Consider the following 19662-nt stretch of genomic DNA (forward strand, 5'->3'; position numbering starts at 1 on the left):
TAATAACCATCCTTTCATAATGTTATTTTGTAAATAAGTTCATTATGGAAAAGATGAACTTTTTAGGGAAAAATTACTCATTTTTCTCCTTACATAACCAAAGCTTTTGTTTTTTCTTCTTTTGCTTCTAGTTTTTCTAGTTCTTCTTCTTTTAATTTTTTTACTAATTTAAATTCTTCTATAAAGTCTTCTTTATCATATGCACTTAAGTAGTTTTCTAAGTCTACATCAGCAATGTAGTCTCAAAATTCGCGATCTATATATCTAATTTCGTTTGGGTTTTCATATTCATCGAATCTTATTCATTCAATATTTGGATCTCTTTCTCATAAGTAGTTTAATAGAGTGAGATTCGCACCAAGGCCTTTAGTTTTTAAGTCAATATCTAATTGTCTTCATAAGTCATCGAGTCTATGGATATCTTCTTTATTTAAAAAGTCTTCTCATAAATCATTAACTTCGTAACTATTATCGACTAATTCTTTGCTTAATTTGTAATATCCAGCTAACTTATCTAAGTCGTTTTCATTGTAAATTGACTTATAGATATTTTTATTAATTGTTGTAGGCAAATCAGCCATATTCTCTATAGTTTTTTTAATTAATTCTGCATAAGCTAATTTGTCTAATTCATCCTTATAACTATTAGCCATATACTCAAAATGATTTTTAATCATTTCATTAGTAACATTTTTATGTACATATTGTGTTAAATGTGCTATATCTTTAAAATTAAAATTTTTTTTCATTATTTGACTTTATCCTTACATAACCAAAGCTTTTTCTTTTTTGGCTTCTAGTTTTTCTTTTACTAATTTTTCTTCTAATTTGAACTCGTCTATAAAGTCATCTTTATCATATGAACTTGAGTAGTTTTCTAAGTCTTGACTAGAAAGTCAGTTTACAAATTCGTCATCTATATATCTAATTTCATATGGGTTTTTACGTTCATCGAATCTTATTCATTCAATATCTGCGTCTCTTTCTCATATGAAGTTTAATAGAGTGAGATTCGCACCAAGGCCTTTAGTTTTTAAGTCAATATCTAATTGTTTTCATAAGTCATCGAGTCTATGGATATCTTCTTTATTTAGAAAGTCGTCTCATATATCAGTGACTTCGAAATCATCGACTAATTCTTTGCTTAATTTGTAATATCCGGCTAACTTATTTAAGTCGTTTTCTTGATGAATTGACTTATAGATATTTTTATTAATTCTTGTAGGCAAATCAGCCATATTCTCTATAGTTTTTTTAATTAATTCTGCATAAGTTAATTTGTCTAATTCGTCTTTGTAACCATTAGCTTTATCATTAAAGTAACTTGCTACAGCTCCACATGGGAAGGTCGAAAACACAAAATCTAAATTATAATAATCTGATTTCTCGAAATAATTTTCAAAATAATTTTCAAAATAATTTTTCATTATTTCCCCTTTTTAGTCTTCAATAAGAAATTCAGCCGTTGGCACATCTACTGCACTATAACTGCTAGTGTTAGCATGTTTAATAATTTCTCTTTTTTCTTCTAATTCAACTTCATAAGCTGTTTGGATAATTTTTACTTTATCAGCGACAATGCTTAAGAAATAAACTTTTTCATTATCTTTAGAATATGATCCAGATTCTAAGTGTCCTATTATTTCAATAAGATCATTCTTTTTAACTTTTTCTAAAATAAACTGTGCATTAGCATTTCATAGTGCTATATCAAAGTAATTGTGCTTATTACCGCTTGTGCTATGTAGCTTTAATTTAAGTAGTTTTCCATCAGTATCTTTATTACTTTTAAATTCTTTTAAATAATATTCATCATTAACTACATTTCCGCTTAATACTATTGTGTTATTATCTTCTCTTCTCATACTCATTGTCACCTTCCTTGTCTTCTTCTATTGATTCTTTTATTCATGTTCTTAATTCTTTTATCCACTTTTCTTTACTATAACCTTTAGGAATAAAGAAAGTTTCTTTATTAGTTTCTATTCACTTATCAACTTCTAATAATTTTTGGCCTATTGTCACTGCTTCTTCTTTTTCTTTAAGATATAAAAAGAAATGTACAGCTTCTTTCAAAATATGTAAAAATAAAAATCATTCACCATTGCTATCCATATATTTCATCCTTTAAAATATCATCACTACTACTAAACTTATCAATAAGCTTGTAGCCTATAGTTAGTATTTCATCTAACACCTTATATTTCTCTTTATTGCTTAAACTTTTAATTACAGTCAATACTTGCATATTTTCATATCTAGGATAGGCCTGTTTATAAAACTCATTTTCGAACTCTAAGGAGTTTATAAACATTTCACAGGCCTTTATAATTTGATATTCTTTTAGAATATCTTTTCTATCGTTGCTACTATGATTAGCTAATTGATGGGCATATTCGTGCAATATTAAATAGTTTTCTCACTTTTTATAATTTTTATTAATGAATATGTATTTGCTTAAATTATCAATAGCTAATTTTGCACCTTGCATTTCTATATCATCAATTCATTTGATACTATAGTCTTTAAAGAGAGTAAATATAGCTTCTTTAAAAGAATTTTCATCTCATTTCTTAGCTTTATAGTTTTTATAGCTAGTTTGCGAAATATCGTAAACTTTCATTGCACTAAAAGTTATTTCATTTGTAGCTTTATTATTTATTGGAGTAAAAAGGTACAGGGGCTTTTCATCTTTATTAGCATAAATATTTAAGTCGTGTCACTGACTAAGTGTTTTGATTATGCTAAATGTAGGTTTTCTAATTTCTTTATTTTCACTAAGTGTATTTCTTTTAAAATACAAATATCTAAGATTAATTAATGATAATTGCGGGCTTATTTTGCCGGCAAAAGCTAAGAAATTTTTTAGTTTTGAATCTTTAGAAAAGAACTCTTTTATATCTTTAATGCTGTTCTCTAAAATGTAGTTTATGTTAGTAGTTTTAACTTGATTATTCATTAGGAACTAAAAACTTATTTTTATTATTAATTTCTAAAATATACGAATATTTTTTCTTACAGTAATTAAGAGAACCAATAAAAGGCTTGGAGACTAAAAATACAAATATTTTGTTATATAAAGCAGTTACACTATTTTTAAATGTAGCAAAGCCGAATGCATAAGGCTTTTTAGTTTTTTCTATTTTGTCTTTTAATGTTTTTAATTCTTTTTGAATTTGTCTTAATTGACTTTTTATCTCATTAGTTTCTAATTGCATTTCTTCTTACTCTTTCTCATTCTCATAATTGAATTTATTCATTAATATGCCTTATGGCTACCTTAAACTTTCATTATTGCTATTAAAACAGCTATAATTTTTTATTTCTTCAAAGTTTATTAAAGCTAGTTTATCTTTAATATCTATGCTATCTTCATCTTGTTTTTCAATTTTGACTTCATCAATAAGAGTATTAGCTTTATAAAGATCTATTATTTTCATTTCCTTAAGATCTCAGTCAGTTGTAAACTCACCATCATAAATATCAATGTAGTCATGAATATAAGAATCTTTTTTCAAATAACTATAAGCAGGCTTAAGTCTAAGGGCAATAGGCCTACTACCACCGGATGAAATAATAGTCATATCAGGATCTTTATACTTTAACTCAGCCACAGTCATTACATTTTCTTTACTTTCGGACGTAGAAACAGTTTGCCTATTACTGTCACTTTGTTTTGAAATGCTTTCCTTTTTAACAGCTTTTTCGCCTAATGTATTTGATAGTGACTTAAGAGTTTCATCACTATTAGTTTCTAATAGTATTACTAGTCTAGCTTGTGCTTTAATTGCGTCAGCGTCTTTACCTTTTTCACTGTATTTTCTTAATTGTTCATATGATTGCAAAACTAATAGGAAAAGAATATTTCTACTTCTACTAATTGACATTCAGTCAGCTATTTCAGGAATTCTTAAAGAGTTAAACTCTTCTAAATAGAATTGCAACATTCGAGGTAATTTTTGGTTTGCTAATGAATTAGCATAGTCAATAGTGTCTCGATAAATTTGTGTAACTAACATGCTAAGTAGGAAATTAAATACTTGTTTATGATCAGGGAAACAAAGGAAAACAACATAAGGCTTATCATTTCTTACAACTTCTTTAATATTAATATTAGTTTTGCTAGTTAGCTTAGATACAGTCGGATTTTGGCTAAAGGCAATTAATACATTACTTGCATTAGCTAACATACCAGAAAGCGTTTCATTAACTATGTTTACTAATTGATCTTGTTCTTTAAATAAGTTGCTTCAGTATTTATTTTTTTCTTTATTTTTAGTAGTTATCTCAATTCATTTGCCTTGTTTAAATACTGCCGCCGAAGTATAAGCTGCGACGTTTCTAAATGTAAAGTGTTCAATTGTAAAATTAGGATCTTCTAAGCTATAAAGGAGTAGAAATTGTATAACTACATGAATCATTGCCTTAGCTTGATTAACTCAAATTGTGTCTCTTTCTAAAGGCCAGGGCAATGCGTCAGTAATTTCGATAATTTTTTCAAATGCCTTATTGTAATTATCATCACTTAAGTCTTCTTTTTTAATTGAGTGTAATTCATCTCATATTTGCTGTAAGGGATTTCAATTTAGTGAGTTTTTAGGATCTATAAAGTCAAATACTTTTATTTCATATCCTTTTTGCTTTAAGATATTGCCGGTTCTAGCTAATATTTGCTTTTTAGGATCAGAAATTATCATATTAGGTCGTTCTTTATAGTCTAAATTGGCATTATAGTGTATTGATGGAATAACAATTTTTTCAGTTTTTTTACTACCAGCTATACCTATTACTATCCCGTGTGCGTCAGTATTATTGACAATATAAGGGTTGTTTCATATAGGCTTATCGACTTTTCCTAAAATAAAGTTTGCCTTGCCACTTTTAAACTTTTTACGGAGTAATTTACTGCTTCCTTCATTAGTAAATTGATTATAAGTTCAGTTATTTTCACTATTAGAATTATTTCTATTCTTAATTTTGTAAATTATTCATCTTATTCACACTTGATAGCTTAAAGCAATGAATCAAAATAACATACCAGCAAAAATAATTAAGAATGAATAGTTTCTATAGTTAGTATTTATTTTTCAAAATAGCCATATATCGTTTATAAAACTGCGTTGTCCTTTTACTCAGCTTTCAAAAATACTTGCACTTTTAGCTTGTATTAAATACGTAAGTATAGGTAGTAGTAATAAACATATGCTAGGTCAGATAATAAAAACAAATGTATAAATTAAAAAATGTTGAACTTTACTTTTCTTAATTGCTTTTTTATCACTCATTTATAAAATAACTTTCGACTTTACTCCGGATATATTCTTTTTGTACTTTCTTAAAGCTTGGAATTTTTGACTTCTACTTAAGCGGTTAAATTCATAATTTAAACTTCTTATCATTCTCTTAAGTTTAGAAATTTCATCATACTTATAAGGATAGAAACTTAGGCCTATAGGTAATTCATCATCATTAAAGTCTTGCTTTAGATCCTTTTCTTGATAATTTAAGCTAGTTTGTACTTCTTTTTCTTTAGCATTCATCTTTAAGCACTGTTTAACAATTATGTTGCCTATTTGCTTTTCGAATTCATCTTTTTCATTAGCATCAAATTCATCTTTTAGTCCAGTACTATATTTATTGCTAAATTTTGCTTTATTTATACTTTCGAACTCTTGCTTATATTTAGTAACTGCTAGAGCTATTTTTTGATTATTTTCTACTATTGCTTCATAAATATCATTAATAGCTTCTTTAACTTCTAAGTTATTCTTAGCAGCGGCATAAGATTTACTTTTAGAATTTTTATAAAAGTTGGCAATAACTTTTGACGCATTGAGTATTTTCAATTCATTTGCGCTTAAAGTTTCATAACTCTTAGTCTCTTGCTTATTATTTAAAGCAATAGTGCTTAGGAATAGTTCTTTAATTTCTTTTCTATTGTTTCAAATACTATTTTTAAGGCTAAATAAATTTTGATATTCAGCTTGAGTCTTAATTGAATTTTCGAATAGATACTTAAAGCGTTCTACCGACTTAGAGCTAAATTTGCCAGATTGTCTATAGTTATTGCTATGATTAGTTTCTTTTTCAAAAAAGCCTAAATGAATATGCGGATATTTGCTGTTAGAGTGCAATGCCCAGTAGCCTTCTATTTTGTTAGGATCTAATTTATTAGCTTTAAGCAATGATTTCATATGCTTATTAAGTATTTCGTTTCATTCATTTTTATCAACCATTTGATTATCAATGCCTAATTGGCCAGGATTAAGAGTTATTTCTCAAATAAATTGATTATTGTTTTCTAGTTTTTCAAACTCTTTTTTAGCTTCTTTTGGATCAATATCAATAAGATTTTTTTCAAAAAGCTTGTGTAAACCAGTTTTACCTTCTAGTTTTTTCGATTCTTCTTTAGGGCTATATCCATCTATATGCTTTTCGGATAATTGATTTATTAACAATTTAGATTTCATAAACAAATTAACATTTAGTTTTTTACTATCCATTTCAGCTAATAAAGTAGTTCTATTCTCATTATCATTTTGAATATATACAGCGCTTGGCCTGCTTATGTAGTCTATGTATCTTCCGCTAGTGTAATATTCATAGTTATGGATTTTATGAGTATTTTTATTAGGCTTCTTTTTCATCTTAGGCTTAGCAAATTCAAAATATAAATACAATTTTTAGTCCTTGATTGCTAAATTACACTCATATGTATATTTTGTTTCTATCTTAATATCGGAAATTAAAGCTTTTAAAGTGTTTTTAACTTTTGAATCAATATTCTCTAGTATCTTATTTTTCATATTTACCTTCTATTACCTTCTAGTTCTTATTACCTTTTATATCTCTTCTAGTTATTACCTTTCATATACCTTCTAGTTATTGTCTTTATTTATTGTCTTTATTTATTGTCTTTTATATACCTTCTATTACCTTCTAGTTCTTATTACCTTTATTAGTTGTCTTTTATATACCTTCTATTACCTTCTAGTTGATAATTGAATTTATTAAAAATCTCTTATTATCTAGTTTTATTGATTGAAATGTCCGCGTAATTCTTTTTGAATTGACAAAGAACTCATACTCGTTTTTAAATAGAATTAAGCTTTTTGAAAATGAATTATTTTTGTGCATTTTCATTATGTTCAGCATATCCTATATTTGCAAAAGCTTTAATTGTGCAATTTGTATAAAACGCTTAAAGTTAATGCTTTTTAATTTGGAAATTGAAACAAATTTGACACTAGTCCTGATTGTTTTATAAATGTTAGTAATTCCAAAACACTTTTCCTTCCATAAATTTTTTAAATGTTTGTAGTCAATTTTTAGTTTACTTTTAAAAGTAGTTAAATTTGTCCTATATTTAGTTCTTAGTATTTTTGGTTTTCATATTTTGTTTTGCTTAGAAAAAATAATTGCTTATTGCATTGTCTCTACGTTTAACATATGTGCTAAAAACTGCTTTTTGTAATATAACCATTGGAGCAAATTAATTACCTAAAGCGAGCAAATAAAAGAGCCCCCAGATTGAATAGGAGGCTAGTTATACTTTGTTTTTACAGTTTAAAATACATTAGAGTTAGAAACTGTTAGACAGCATGATGATTACAGTGTTTATGGTGATGAGTTTTTAAATATGCTTACCCTTATAATTGGAAACAGAATAAAGAATAAATTTGCTGACTCAAGAATTTTAGAGACTAAAACTTATCTTGATGTAATGAAAATATTTAAGCAATATAAAAAAATACAAATGCCATATAAAAATGACATTTGGTATGAAACTGAGCTCCCCAAAAAAAGTATGGAACTTATTGAAAAAATCTTATATAGTTAATTTTTGGGAAACTTTTAATTTTTATTTCAGGCATTTAATACTATTTGTTTGTATTTATAGTTAGGTTCAAATATATTACTTGGTTTTGCTACTACATCCTTTTTAATTCTTCATTTTGACAAGTCTTTTGAAAATGCATACGCATAAAGAAACAATTCAGCTATATTGCCAACTTTCTGAACGTTTCAGTTTTCTATTTTTCCATTAAAAGAATTTGCACCTTTAAACATTGATTCCATATCTACTACATTGGAAACATCTCATTTATCTAAATCTTGGTTAAATTTTTTTGCGTCATGGAACATTTCAGACATTTGACTTACATTAGACACATTTCACGAATTAAGTGGTTGGTTAAATTTTTCTGCACCAGCAAATAAAGATAACATATTTTTTACATTTTTAGTATTTCATTTTGAAATATCTTGATTAAATTCTTTTGCATCATAAAACATTTGATTCATTAATTCTACATTAGAAACATCTCATTTATCTAAGTTTAAAACTTTTTCAAATTTAAAGTCTTTAAAAGCAAATTTTAGACTTGAAATTTTCAAAGGAAGATGTTTTGGAACTTCTTTTGTATTTTTTGGCATGTTATCTATTTCTATTACTTTTTCATTATTAGAATATTCTTTGCTTTTCAATGAATAACCTATTTGAGTAATAATTACATTTTGCTCATTATCTTGTAAATTTGAAAACTTGCCATCTGGAACTGTAATGATGTTTCCTTTATTATTTTCAATATAATATTTTGTGGCCACTCTATCTTTTAAAACTTTTCCCAATTGTACTTCGAATTCATGAATCCCTAAACGTAATTTAACATTATTTTCTGGTTTATTATTACCCACTTCAAAAGTTGTATCTTTATTTCCATGAGCCAGTTCTAAGTTTTTAATTCCTTCTTCTTTAGCAAAAACATTTATTTGGTCTAAGAAGTCTTTACGAGTATGAAATGAACCGAAAGCATCCTTTTGTTCTTCTATGATTTTTTTAACTTTCTCAATATTATTTTTATCTTCTTGCTCTTGTTTCTCTTTTAATTTCTTTTCTTCCTCTATTTTCTTCTTTTCATCTTCTATTTTTTTCTTTTCTTCTTCTAATTTCTTTTGCTTTTCTTCTTCTATTTTCTTCTTTTCTTTTTCATCATCTGTTTCGTTTGGATTTACTAGAGATTCTGAATTTTGATTGTTGTCTGTTTTCTCATTTTTATCAGACTTATCATCATTATCATTAATAGAATTGGGGGGGTCATCTGTTTTGAAGTTTGCGAGTTAGATTCGTTGTTTATTATTTGAACTTTTTCATCATTATCATTTTTCTTACAAGAAGCAGCAACTAATGGCATAAGTAAGAGAGATGATAAAGATCCAATAGATATAATTTTTTTAATCTTCTTCATTCTAAAGTTTTTTCCTTTAATTTACTTGGTTTATATGTAAATAATTCATCAATAATATTAATATGTTGTAAAAACATCCTATTTATACCATAAAACAAAAATACACAAAATATTTATCCTACGTTTCCCACTTAGTCGCGAAAACACTCAGTTTTCGGCGACTATATTTTTTTATAAAAAAATATAATTTATTATACTTTTATGCTTAAATATGATATAATAAAAACATGAAGAAGTCGAAAAATGATGCAAAAAGACAATGAAGAACATCAATAGCAAGAGTCAAAAAAGGTGAATACTTATCAATTGGAGTGCCAAGACCAGATAACAAAGGTTTTGTATACAGATTAGGATATGGTTATTTGCATGAATTAAAACAATATCACGATGATCCGCTAACAATTATCAAAGCAATTATTGCAAACTTTCCATTGTCTTGAACAAAAGAACAAGCAAGAACTAAATTAGATGAGATTCTTAAAGAGAAAAAAGAGACCAAAAAAGAAGTTTTAGAAAGGTTCAAAGGTTACGAAGTAGTTGAAAAACTATTTGATTATTTAAATATTTTTAACGATTGTTCACCCACAAAATCGACAACATTAAAAGATGTTGTTTTACAGTTGATTTATCAAAGAATTAAAAATCCAATAAGCGTTTTTAACACTTATATGACAGCAAAAAAAGAAAAAATAGACACTTATTCAAAAAATTCATTTTATAGATCATTAGACTATATAGCAAAAAACAAAGATGAAATTTTAAGAAATTTAAATGCACAAATTTGTGCAAATACTAATAGAAAAATTGATGTATTATGATTTGATGCAACAACTACTTATTTTGAAACATTTTCTCGTGAAGGTTATAAAAAACCTGGCTATTCAAAAGATGGAAAATTTAAAGAAGACCAGATTGTTATAGGTATGGCAACTGATGAAAATGGGATACCGTTACACTACAAAATATTTCCAGGAAATGTTACCGATTCAAATACTTTCATACCATTTATGCTTGAAATTGCAGATATTTATGAAGTTAACAGTGTAACTATAATTGCTGACAAAGGAATGAGTGTTAATAGAAATATTAGATTTTTAGAATCTAAGAATTGAAAATACATAATTTCATATAGAATGAAAGCTGGAAGCAAACAATTTAAAGAGTATGTATTAGATGAAAAAGATTATGTAAATGATGGTGGTTTGATATACAAAACTCGTGATATTGCATCATCATACAATAAAAAAAGAATTAATGAACATTTTAGAAGACAAATAATTAGTTTTAGCCAAAAACGAGCAACTAAAGACAAAAACGATAGAGACATTTTAATTCAAAATTTCACTAAGAAAATGAATAAAGATAATCTTGTTTCTTGTGATGATCTAGCGGGATCTAAAAAATATAGATTCTTCAAACCTATAAACAAAGGTGCATTTTATGAACTTGACATAGAAAAAATACAAGAAGATCAAAAATATGATGGATACTATGTTTACGAAACAAACAGAACAGATTTATCAGTAAAAGAAGTTATTAATTTATATTCAAAACAATGACAAATTGAGTCTAATTTCAAGACATTAAAAGGTAAATTATCTCTTCGTCCAATGTATTTATCAACTTGAAACCATATTGTTGGTTACATCTGTTTATGTTTCATTTCATTAGTGTTTTTAAATTACATCATCTACATTCTAAATTCAAAATTAGGACTGACTGGAAAAAGTAAAATTACTGAGCATAAAGTGATTAATGTTATCAAAGAAGTTAAAGAAATTGAAGTATTTGTAAATAAACAAAAAATCGAAACTATACAAGTTTATAACGACGAGTTACAAGAAAGTTGGCAAACTTATCAAATATTATTAGAACTTTTAACAAAAGAAAAAGTCACTTAGACATTACATTGTAAAAAAACATAACTTATGAAATCAAAAATTTACATAATTATGTTTTCTTGTTTTATGCTTAAACTGGGAAACGTAGGAATACACAAAATATTTATGTTGAAATTTAACACTATTTTTAATGTATGAAATTAAATAAAAAAACTATGAAATTTCATAGTAATTTATTAGTTAAACACAAATGCTTCTATTCGTTAAAATTGTGTTTAGAATCAATTTTTGTTAATACAAAATAATTGTTCTCATTAAAATAGCCAAATAGTCTAAATTTTTGCTGATCTTTACCTAAATGAATTTCTCTAACATCCATATCTTGCTCTTCAATGTGCCTTTTAACTAATGGCTTAAAACGTTTTCTCATATATGTTTTTTCTACTTGAGATATTGTCATCTTTTTTTCAAGAATGTCATTAACAAAATTATTAAACTTCTTTAATCCATCTAAATCCAAAGATTTAAAATCATACCCATTATCTAGTTTATTTACAATTGCAAACTTAAAAACTATCTCTTTGTTTGTATGAAATAAATTTGTTTTCTTATTTAAATTTAACTCACTTGTTAATTTTTTATTCAAAGTTAATCTCCTGAATAAATGCTTTTATAAAAATTTTTCATATCGGCCGGATCAATTACTTTAGTTGATATTTCAAATTCTGATAGACCATTTCTAGCTTTTAGCCATGGTTCTTCTGAATGTGATATTGCTTCTAATTCATATCCTGATTTATCCCCATAAGTAATCCAAACAGCATCTAGTAGCTCTAAAATGTTTTTGCTGAATTTCTCATCATTTGGCTTTAATTGTTCAATTTCATTTCAGCCATATTCTTTATAATCATGTCAAAGTTCAGGAGAAACTGGACCATGAACTCATGCTTGAAAAGCAGTGTCACTTAGAATGCCTTCACCAAGCAATGCATTTGCTCATGCTTCAGCATAATATGTTAATTTTTGAAGCTTTTTAGGAGTCATACTTTCTTTTGACAAAAATCAGTTTGAAACATCTTTATAACTATATTTCTTGTTCATATTTCAACTCCTTTAATTACATTATAAATTTTATCACACTTAAAAAAGTACTAGTAAAATACCTAATAATGCAATTAGAATATAATTAGCGAGTAATTATAAAGTAATTACTTTCTAATTAGTTTTTTAGTAAAAATTAAACTTTAAAAAGTTTGTCATTTGGTGATAGCTCTAAAACAATATTTGAATTATTAAGCACATGTTCTGGAATTTTATCTTTAAGTATTGAAATAATTAATTGTGCTTTACTATGTAATAAATAGTTATGTATATCACTATTTTATAGATGATTGAGCTGCCACGATATAAAACAAAATAAAAAACTTAAACCTCAGATTCGTTCGTATGTGAAATCAAAATTTCTTTAATAGTCACATCCTGTGGCAGTTCATAAATATATAAAATAGTCTGAGCTATTGTTTCGGGTTTTAAACCATTATCAATACTTCTTTGGAATTGCAAGTATTCGTCCTTAATTTTTTGATTTTTAACTGTGCTTAATAAGTTTGTATTTACAATTGCTGGCTCTATTAATGAAAACCTAATGTTGGTATGTGCTAGTTCTCTTCTAGCTTGCTGAGTTATAGCATTGACTGCAAATTTTGAACCATTATAAACTGAGTGATCATCATAAGTAAATCTACCTGCAGTGCTACTTATATTAATTATTGTTCCGCTGTTTTCTTTTATCATTGATGGAAGTACGGCATCCATACCATTAATTACACCTTTTATATTGGTGTCTATAATGTCATATTTATCTTGCAATGATTGCTCATAGTACTTATCTAGGGGCATAATGCCAGCATTATTAAGCATTAAATCAACTGAACCAAATTCTTTTTGTGCTTCAATAATGGCTTGATTAAGACTATTAAAATCTCTTACATCAATCTTTTTAATTAAACAGTTTTTGAAATCTATTGTCTCTAAGACATCAATATTTTTATCAATTAAAAGCATAGGGTAATTTTTAGAAGCAAATAATTTTGCTGAAGCTAGTCCAATGCCAGAATTAGCGCCAGTTATTGCAATTAGTTTTTTCATATAGTCCTTAAATTTAGTTAGTTAACAATTTTATTTTATTAAAAAATGAATTAGCATAAAGCAAAATGCATGTCTTGTTGGAATAATACAATTTGCTAAAAATCCTATAAAACAGCTTTTTAATGATAGAAAACTGAAAGAGTAAATAAAAATATGCTTATAGCACATTCTTAATTATTTACTGTTAGGGTTTAATTTAATTGTTTCTAATTTGTCATTAATTAGTTTGTTTTTTAATCCATCAATGATAAAAGGTTGTTTTTCTTTGCCAATATAGTCATCACTTAAACTCTTAAACAAAACAATTCCATTAGTTTGTGGTCTTACTACTATACCATCAATTATTCCGTCTTTTCCATATGGTTTATCAAACTTAATTACTTTTTTATCCCCAATTACGTTATCTACTCTTGTATTAAGTATTCCTATTACATTAAATGATGAATCAATCGCCATTGAACCAGAAGCTCCCTCTTTTAGATTAAGATCACCAAAAGGTATATTTGTATACAGTGTAGAAAATTGATCTAGCGTAGTAAGTGGCATTCCATGTTCTTCTTTAATAAGTTGATATTTATCATCTTTATCTTTTTTCTTAATAAATGGTTGTTGATATTTTTCTCATAAATTATTTTCAGAATTATATTCTTTATTTAATTTTTCATCATATCTTAATCACACATCTCTAAATCAATTTTCATCAACAATTCTTCTTTTAGTTGAAATAATCCCACCTTCTGATTTTATACCTCTAAATTGAGACTTCTTTGAAAAAGGATCCCAGTGTTTTGGATACCCTGCATAAAACTGCGTTTTAATTGGACTAAATTCTTTATTACTAAAGTTGACATAAAAATCTTTTTCTTCATCTGTTCCAATAACACTTGCTAACTTAGGTAATACATTTTTTAATTTATCTTTTTTAATTTTTAAACGGAGCGTTAGAAAATCTGCACCTGAATTTTTAGTATTAAAATAACTAAAATTGTTCTTTAACGTTTCAGGAATTTTTTCAATAGCTTTTAGGTATGTATTATTGCTTTCATATCTTGGGGTATAATATGGCGCATCTAAATATTGTGCATAGGCATCTTCAAAAGCATCAATTCTGTCACTATGATCTAATTCATATTTATACTTATTTTTTTCAAAAACTCCAAAGTCTAAATCTAAAGAGTTTTCTTTAATTCTGCCTACTTTAAAAGCAGGTTTAGGTTTTATATTTCTATTGTCACCAGAATCATCTGTTTTTATTCCATCATAGAATCCGGGAGGAAATTCTTTTCATTGATAATCCTTATCTTTATAACCACTTTCATATTTTTTAAATTTATCATAATGATAAGTTTTATCAAATGCACTTCTTAAGTTAAAAACATGCATATTTGTAGCTAACAATAATTCATAATAATCTTTGTTATTATTTTTTATTCTATCAATTACCCAAGCAGTTCCAAGAAATTTAGGAAAACTAAAAATTCCTGATATATTTTTTTGTTGGTCTACTGTGCTGACTCATTGTTTAGCATTAACATTAAGCTCAATACTACGATCTTTTATATATGTAAAAAAATCAATGTTTGCTTTTAGTTCTTTATTGTTATCTTTGTTTATTAGATAATAATGTTTATTTTTATTATTATTTGTATAAATAAGTAAATATATAACACCTTTTATGTCATCATAGCTACTTTTTATGTTTGAAATATTTCTTAAGTTGAATTTCTTTTCTATAGATTCATAAGTTGCATAAGATAGTAGCTGGCTTAAATTTGAAGGTAAATATCCAAATGGATTATTTCTAATTAGGCTACTAAGATCTATAGTTTTAACTTCTAAACCTTTTACTTCTTCTTCACTAAATTTTTCTAGGTGTTGATGATTTAAATAATGACCTATAGGAATTGAAGGATTAAAAAATTGAGTTTTTTGATATGAATCATCTCCATGATTGCCATATTCGCCTAAGTACTTTGCATAGGTTCAATATTCTTTATCTAATTCGTTTTCATGTCTTGGATATTCTTCGGATATAAAGTTAATATTTCTGGTCTTTAAAAAGTTCTTAAATTTTTTATTTTTTTCTATATAAGTCTTTGTTTTAGAATGTATTTCTCTTGGGCTTAATTTAATTAATTGATCAATAGCTAAAAAATGCTTGTCTGCCTGTTTTATAGGAGTTTTGGCTTCAGTATCACTGTTTTTATCAATCATTTTATCATCGTCTAATTTAGGTAGAACAGACTCTTTATTATTTGTGCAAGATAAAACAAAAGATAGTGGCACTGCAGATGTAATTGTACCTAATAGCAGTTTGAACTTCTTCTCTAACTTAATGTATGACATATTTAGAACCTCAAAATTATTATTGTTTGAATTTATCGAGTTAGGTTTTGTGATATAGCATTATAATGCTATTTTGATTTCGCTATCATTATAACCATTATTTTTTTTAAAATAAACTTTTTTATTAATGCAAAATGCTGTTTGATTGCATAAATATAAAAAAATAATTACATTGTTTTATCCTAAAATTTTCTGTCCTGGCTAATATTGTCTTTTTATTTTTTTATTGTCATAATAAATAAGTAAAAAAATAGTATGCGCACACTGGCCAAACTATTTATTTCTATTGTAGATATGGTAAACTGTCAGATTCAGACTTAACAATGTATAAAAATAAAGCTTTATTTTTAGAAGCTTCAAAACGAATGTTTTTGATTTTTAGATCTCTTTTTAAATCTTTTAAGTCACTTTTAATAATAGGATTCTGAATAACCATTAAAAGGCCGCCAAGTGTTAATTTTGGGTATAGTTTGTTAAAAATTTCAGTATTGCTACTATTATCATTAGCGCTAATGATTAAATTATACTTTTTGTCTTCTGAGTCTATAAAACAAGGCTTTTCTGTTATTTTGTCCTTGAATTTGATTACTGCTTCATTTCAAGTTTTGGAATTTATTGCTCTGAGATCAATTTCTATGTTTGCTAAGGTCATTGTTTTAAGAGTAAGATATAAATTTTCTAAATTAAGCCCATCAATTAAGACATTTTGCGCATAATTTAAATAAACAGACTTAACTATATGAAGCATATCAAATTCATTAATATTTGTGCTAAAAGCTTTATTAATAAATTCATCTTTAGCATCTAACTCAGAGCCTTTAATTTTCATTATTGCATTTTTAGCATTTTCTTCCAGAGTTTTATTAAATTGTTTTCTAATTTTAAACGCTCTTACAAAAACAGTAATTGAAGTTATTATGCCTATTAAAGATGCTATTATTGCTGAAGCGATTAAGCCTCAACCTAAAGAAGTTGGAGAGCCATTTTGGACTAACTTTTCCTTAAAGCTCATATTTTTGACCTCCATATTGTAAGAAATCATTTAATATGATAACAGCACTGACAGTATCTTTTTTGCTTTTTGTTTTTTTATTAGATAGTTTAGCATCCTTTAAAATTCTTTGTGCCTTAATTGTTGAACCATATTCATCAACTAAGTAAATATTAATGCCTGGAAATTCATTAGCTAAAAGAGTAGCAAAATTATCAACCATTACAGTTCTTTCGCTTTTTGAACCATTACTCCTAAGCGGATAACCTAAAACAAAAGCATCAATTGAATTTTGATACATTTTTATTATTTCCTTAACTTTGGTTATTACAACATTAAAATCATTTTCATCAAATCTTATTGTTTCCAAGGCATTAGCGCTTATTTCTAATATGTCGCTAATTGCAAAGCCACATGTTTTGGTTCCTAAGTCAAATGAAAGCTTACGCATTAAGTAAATAGTCCTTAATTAGACTTTCAATATTTTCAGAATAATTCATCTTGCCCATAGCTAATATTGGTGCACCACCACCACGGCCGTTAAGTTCTGAAGATAGTTTTTTGAACATTTTATTAGCATCAATTGCTCTGGTTGCAATAGCTAGCAATAATTCCTTTTCATTTTTTGATCCTATTATGGCTACTGTTTTGCCTGATTGGAATTTATCTCTTATTGAAGCAGCAATTAATTTAACTGATGAAGCATCAACATCTAAATTAATGTAAACATCATAATTATTAATTTTGTCAAATTTGACTGTTTCATAGTCAAATTCAAGATTTGAGCTTTCTTTTAATAATTGTTTGTAAACTTCTCTGAGCTCATCAATTCTTTTATTAATTGATAAATTCAATGTTTCAATATCAGGCTCATTTTCATTAATCACAGGAGCTACATAGTCATTTTTAAGCTCCTTAATTTTTTTGATAATTGTAGCTAATTCTTCGTTAAGTTTTTTATTAACTTCACTTAAGTATTCATTAACCAATTTGATAGAACTTATAGCTCTAATTCTAAATACACCTGCTTGTTTTTTCTCGACATTAGTAATTTTAAAGCTTTCCAATTTTGAAGTATTGCTTAAGTGAGTACCACCACATAGGTCACTAGTTATATCACCAAAACGAACAACTCTAACTGCCCTAGGATCCATATATTCACCCTCTTCTAAGGTCATGATTGCACCCATTTCTCTAGCTTTATCAACTGTGGTTGTGATATATTCACGGTCAATAGATTTTGTAATGTAGCTTCTTACTAAATCTTCTATTGCTTTTATTTGTTCATCACTAGGTTTTTCATCAGCTGGAAAGTCAAATGTGAGTCTTTCTTCATTATTATCTGAACCTAATTGCTCAATGTGAGAACCCAAGACATTTCTTAAAGCGCAGAATAATAAGTGAGTCCCTGAGTGGTTTCTTTCTAAGCCAATTCTTATGTTAGGATCAACAAATGAAGAAACTGGTTCATAGTTATTCATTTTTCCTTCTACAAAATGAATGTGGTTGCCAAATTTATCTTTGAAAACATCAATTATTTTGATCTTATTTTCGCCTTGGATAATAAAGCCTTTATCATGTCTTTGACCGCCACTAGTTGCATAAAATGGAGTAGTTTCTAAAAGCACATATCCGCCTGTTTCAAAGCTTTCTACTTCATTTTCTTCATCAAAAAGTTTAAGCACTTTAGAACTAGCGCTTAGCTCAGAATAACCAACAAAGTTATCCATTTTTTTATCAATTAATGCTAGTGAGTTAATAACTTTATCCATCCCAGTAGCTTTACCACCTTTTGAAGCTAAGGCATGTTTTTCTTTAGCTAATTCAAAGGCCTCCATGTCAACTCTGATGCCTTTTTGATGTAATATTTCAGCTGTAAGTTCAATTGGAAAACCATATGTTTCCAATAAATTGAATGCAACAGCACCATCAAAAACTTTGTTTTCATTATCTAAAAATGACTCTAATAATATTTTGCCTTTTTCAATTGTCTTGCTAAACAATAACTCTTCTTCTTTAATAGCGTCAATAACATCTTTTTCATCATATTCATAAGGTAATGAATCTTTTACCACTTTGACCAATTTGTGTAAAAATAAGTCTTTTATACCCAATTGCATACCTTTGTAGTATGACCTTCTTAAAAGTCTTCTAATTATATAACCACGACCAACATTAGAAACTTTTGCGCCATCGGCTATTGCGTTAACTACTGTTCTAATATGGTCGGCAATAATCTTAAAATTAGTGTTAATTTCACTCTGATGCTCATCTTTAACAAAATAGTTTTCTATTATATATTTATATCGTGAGTATTTTTCAATTTCTCTAATAATGTTAATAAATAAATCAGAATCGTAGTTAGTAGGTACATCCTGCATAATGCTTGCTAATCTTTCTAAGCCAGCACCAGTATCGATGTTTTTTTGCTTTAATTCAGTGTAATTACCTTCGCCATCATTATTGAATTGTGAAAAAACTATATTTCAGATTTCAATATACCTGTCATTTTCTATATCATTTTTTAATAAATCAATCCCACGGCTGTCATATTTTTCACCACGGTCATAAAAAATTTCAGTACATGGTCCACATGGGCCAGATCCTAAATCTCAAAAATTTGTGTCTCTTGTACCGCTAATTAAATGCGATTCATCAACGCCATTTTCTAGTCAATAATTTTTAGCTTCTAAATCTTCTTCATAGTATGTAAAGTATAATTTTTCAAAGTCCATTTCTAAGACATTTACTAAAAATTCTTTAGCATATGCAATAGCTTCTTTTTTAAAATAGTTGCCAATTGAAAAATTGCCAAGCATTTCAAAAAAGGTATGGTGCCTGCTGGTTACGCCTACATTTTCTATATCATTAGTTCTTATGGCTTTTTGACTATTAGTAAGTCTAAATGCAGGTGGTACTTTTTTACCAGAAAAGTAATTTTTCAAAGTTGCAACACCTGAATTAATTCATAATAGTGATGGATCATTAACAGGAATTAATGACTTGCTTTCAATTACTAAGTGATTTTTTGATTCAAAAAAATCTAATCACTTCTGTCTTATCTCAGTCGATGTTAATTTTTTCATAA

At 27.0% G+C, this 19662-nt stretch carries 18 protein-coding genes and 2 pseudogenes; 2 read left to right on the forward strand and 18 right to left on the reverse strand.

All coding sequences use genetic code 4. The annotated features are described in order from the left end of the window. Window positions 1-89: 89 nt before the first annotated feature. From MBOVPG45_RS02425 to MBOVPG45_RS04635, 10 genes are all read right to left on the reverse strand, one after another. On the reverse strand, window positions 90-749 hold the full coding sequence (locus MBOVPG45_RS02425; protein ID WP_013456013.1) for an Mbov_0392 family ICE element protein: 660 nt from the start codon (window positions 747-749) through the stop codon (window positions 90-92). Window positions 750-764: 15 nt separating this feature from the next. Next, window positions 765-1427 carry an Mbov_0392 family ICE element protein gene (locus MBOVPG45_RS02430; RefSeq protein ID WP_013456420.1) on the reverse strand — a complete coding sequence of 221 codons (663 nt, stop codon included), beginning with the start codon at window positions 1425-1427 and terminating at the stop codon, window positions 765-767. 12 nt (window positions 1428-1439) lie between these two features. Further along, window positions 1440-1871 carry a single-stranded DNA-binding protein gene (locus tag MBOVPG45_RS02435; RefSeq protein WP_013456525.1) on the reverse strand — a complete coding sequence of 144 codons (432 nt, stop codon included), beginning with the start codon at window positions 1869-1871 and terminating at the stop codon, window positions 1440-1442. Further along, complete coding sequence (locus MBOVPG45_RS02440) at window positions 1849-2115, reverse strand: hypothetical protein (RefSeq protein WP_013456601.1); 267 nt, start codon at window positions 2113-2115, stop codon at window positions 1849-1851. The genes MBOVPG45_RS02435 and MBOVPG45_RS02440 overlap by 23 nt, the downstream gene beginning before the upstream one ends. Beyond that, complete coding sequence (locus tag MBOVPG45_RS02445; protein ID WP_013456316.1) at window positions 2108-2959, reverse strand: Mbov_0389 family ICE element HExxH motif-containing protein; 852 nt, start codon at window positions 2957-2959, stop codon at window positions 2108-2110. The genes MBOVPG45_RS02440 and MBOVPG45_RS02445 overlap by 8 nt, the downstream gene beginning before the upstream one ends. Continuing rightward, a complete protein-coding gene (locus tag MBOVPG45_RS02450) occupies window positions 2952-3218 on the reverse strand; it encodes a hypothetical protein (protein WP_013456441.1) in 267 nt (88 codons plus the stop codon). The genes MBOVPG45_RS02445 and MBOVPG45_RS02450 overlap by 8 nt, the downstream gene beginning before the upstream one ends. Before the next feature lie 57 nt (window positions 3219-3275). Further along, entirely contained in the window at window positions 3276-5285 is a 2010-nt protein-coding gene (locus MBOVPG45_RS02455) for a type IV secretory system conjugative DNA transfer family protein (protein ID WP_013456140.1), read from the reverse strand. Further along, the gene (locus MBOVPG45_RS02460) at window positions 5286-6647 is read right to left on the reverse strand and encodes a hypothetical protein (protein WP_013456219.1); all 1362 of its coding nucleotides are present in this window, start codon (window positions 6645-6647) and stop codon (window positions 5286-5288) included. It lies immediately after the preceding gene. 36 nt (window positions 6648-6683) lie between these two features. Then, entirely contained in the window at window positions 6684-6806 is a 123-nt protein-coding gene (locus MBOVPG45_RS04825) for a hypothetical protein (protein WP_013456052.1), read from the reverse strand. A 184-nt stretch (window positions 6807-6990) separates the two neighbouring features. Further along, window positions 6991-7143 carry a hypothetical protein gene (locus tag MBOVPG45_RS04635; protein ID WP_158303906.1) on the reverse strand — a complete coding sequence of 51 codons (153 nt, stop codon included), beginning with the start codon at window positions 7141-7143 and terminating at the stop codon, window positions 6991-6993. Between the two features lie 427 nt (window positions 7144-7570). On the opposite strand from MBOVPG45_RS04635, the pseudogene MBOVPG45_RS04515 reads away from it, so the two are divergent. Then, window positions 7571-7840, forward strand: a pseudogene (locus tag MBOVPG45_RS04515) (transposase); the annotation flags it as partial. 14 nt (window positions 7841-7854) lie between these two features. Here the strand turns inward: MBOVPG45_RS04515 and MBOVPG45_RS05025 are convergent. Further along, a pseudogene (locus tag MBOVPG45_RS05025) lies at window positions 7855-9248 on the reverse strand (BspA family leucine-rich repeat surface protein). A gap of 227 nt (window positions 9249-9475) precedes the next feature. On the opposite strand from MBOVPG45_RS05025, the gene MBOVPG45_RS02480 reads away from it, so the two are divergent. Further along, entirely contained in the window at window positions 9476-11149 is a 1674-nt protein-coding gene (locus MBOVPG45_RS02480; protein WP_013455961.1) for an IS1634-like element ISMbov3 family transposase, read from the forward strand. A gap of 196 nt (window positions 11150-11345) precedes the next feature. Here MBOVPG45_RS02480 and MBOVPG45_RS02485 read toward each other — a convergent pair whose 3' ends face one another. From MBOVPG45_RS02485 to alaS, 7 genes are all read right to left on the reverse strand, one after another. Then, on the reverse strand, window positions 11346-11735 hold the full coding sequence (locus MBOVPG45_RS02485) for an MAG6450 family protein (protein WP_013456130.1): 390 nt from the start codon (window positions 11733-11735) through the stop codon (window positions 11346-11348). A 2-nt stretch (window positions 11736-11737) separates the two neighbouring features. Further along, on the reverse strand, window positions 11738-12190 hold the full coding sequence (locus tag MBOVPG45_RS02490) for a Panacea domain-containing protein (protein ID WP_013455952.1): 453 nt from the start codon (window positions 12188-12190) through the stop codon (window positions 11738-11740). Between the two features lie 324 nt (window positions 12191-12514). Next, on the reverse strand, window positions 12515-13237 hold the full coding sequence (locus MBOVPG45_RS02495) for an SDR family oxidoreductase (protein WP_013456554.1): 723 nt from the start codon (window positions 13235-13237) through the stop codon (window positions 12515-12517). A 174-nt stretch (window positions 13238-13411) separates the two neighbouring features. Beyond that, window positions 13412-15583 carry an MAG2960 family serine endopeptidase lipoprotein gene (locus tag MBOVPG45_RS02500; RefSeq protein ID WP_013456453.1) on the reverse strand — a complete coding sequence of 724 codons (2172 nt, stop codon included), beginning with the start codon at window positions 15581-15583 and terminating at the stop codon, window positions 13412-13414. Window positions 15584-15866: 283 nt separating this feature from the next. After that, window positions 15867-16595, reverse strand: coding sequence for a BC85_0335 family putative methyltransferase (locus MBOVPG45_RS02505; protein ID WP_013456305.1), 729 nt, complete (start codon window positions 16593-16595; stop codon window positions 15867-15869). After that, on the reverse strand, window positions 16585-17025 hold the full coding sequence (gene ruvX / locus MBOVPG45_RS02510) for a Holliday junction resolvase RuvX (RefSeq protein WP_013456187.1): 441 nt from the start codon (window positions 17023-17025) through the stop codon (window positions 16585-16587). The genes MBOVPG45_RS02505 and ruvX overlap by 11 nt, the downstream gene beginning before the upstream one ends. Further along, window positions 17018-19660, reverse strand: coding sequence for an alanine--tRNA ligase (alaS, locus tag MBOVPG45_RS02515; protein ID WP_013456137.1), 2643 nt, complete (start codon window positions 19658-19660; stop codon window positions 17018-17020). The genes ruvX and alaS overlap by 8 nt, the downstream gene beginning before the upstream one ends. Window positions 19661-19662: the final 2 nt, after the last annotated feature.

The organism is Mycoplasmopsis bovis PG45, assembly GCF_000183385.1.
GTDB classification, from domain to species: Bacteria; Bacillota_I; Bacilli_A; order Mycoplasmatales; family Metamycoplasmataceae; genus Mycoplasmopsis; species Mycoplasmopsis bovis.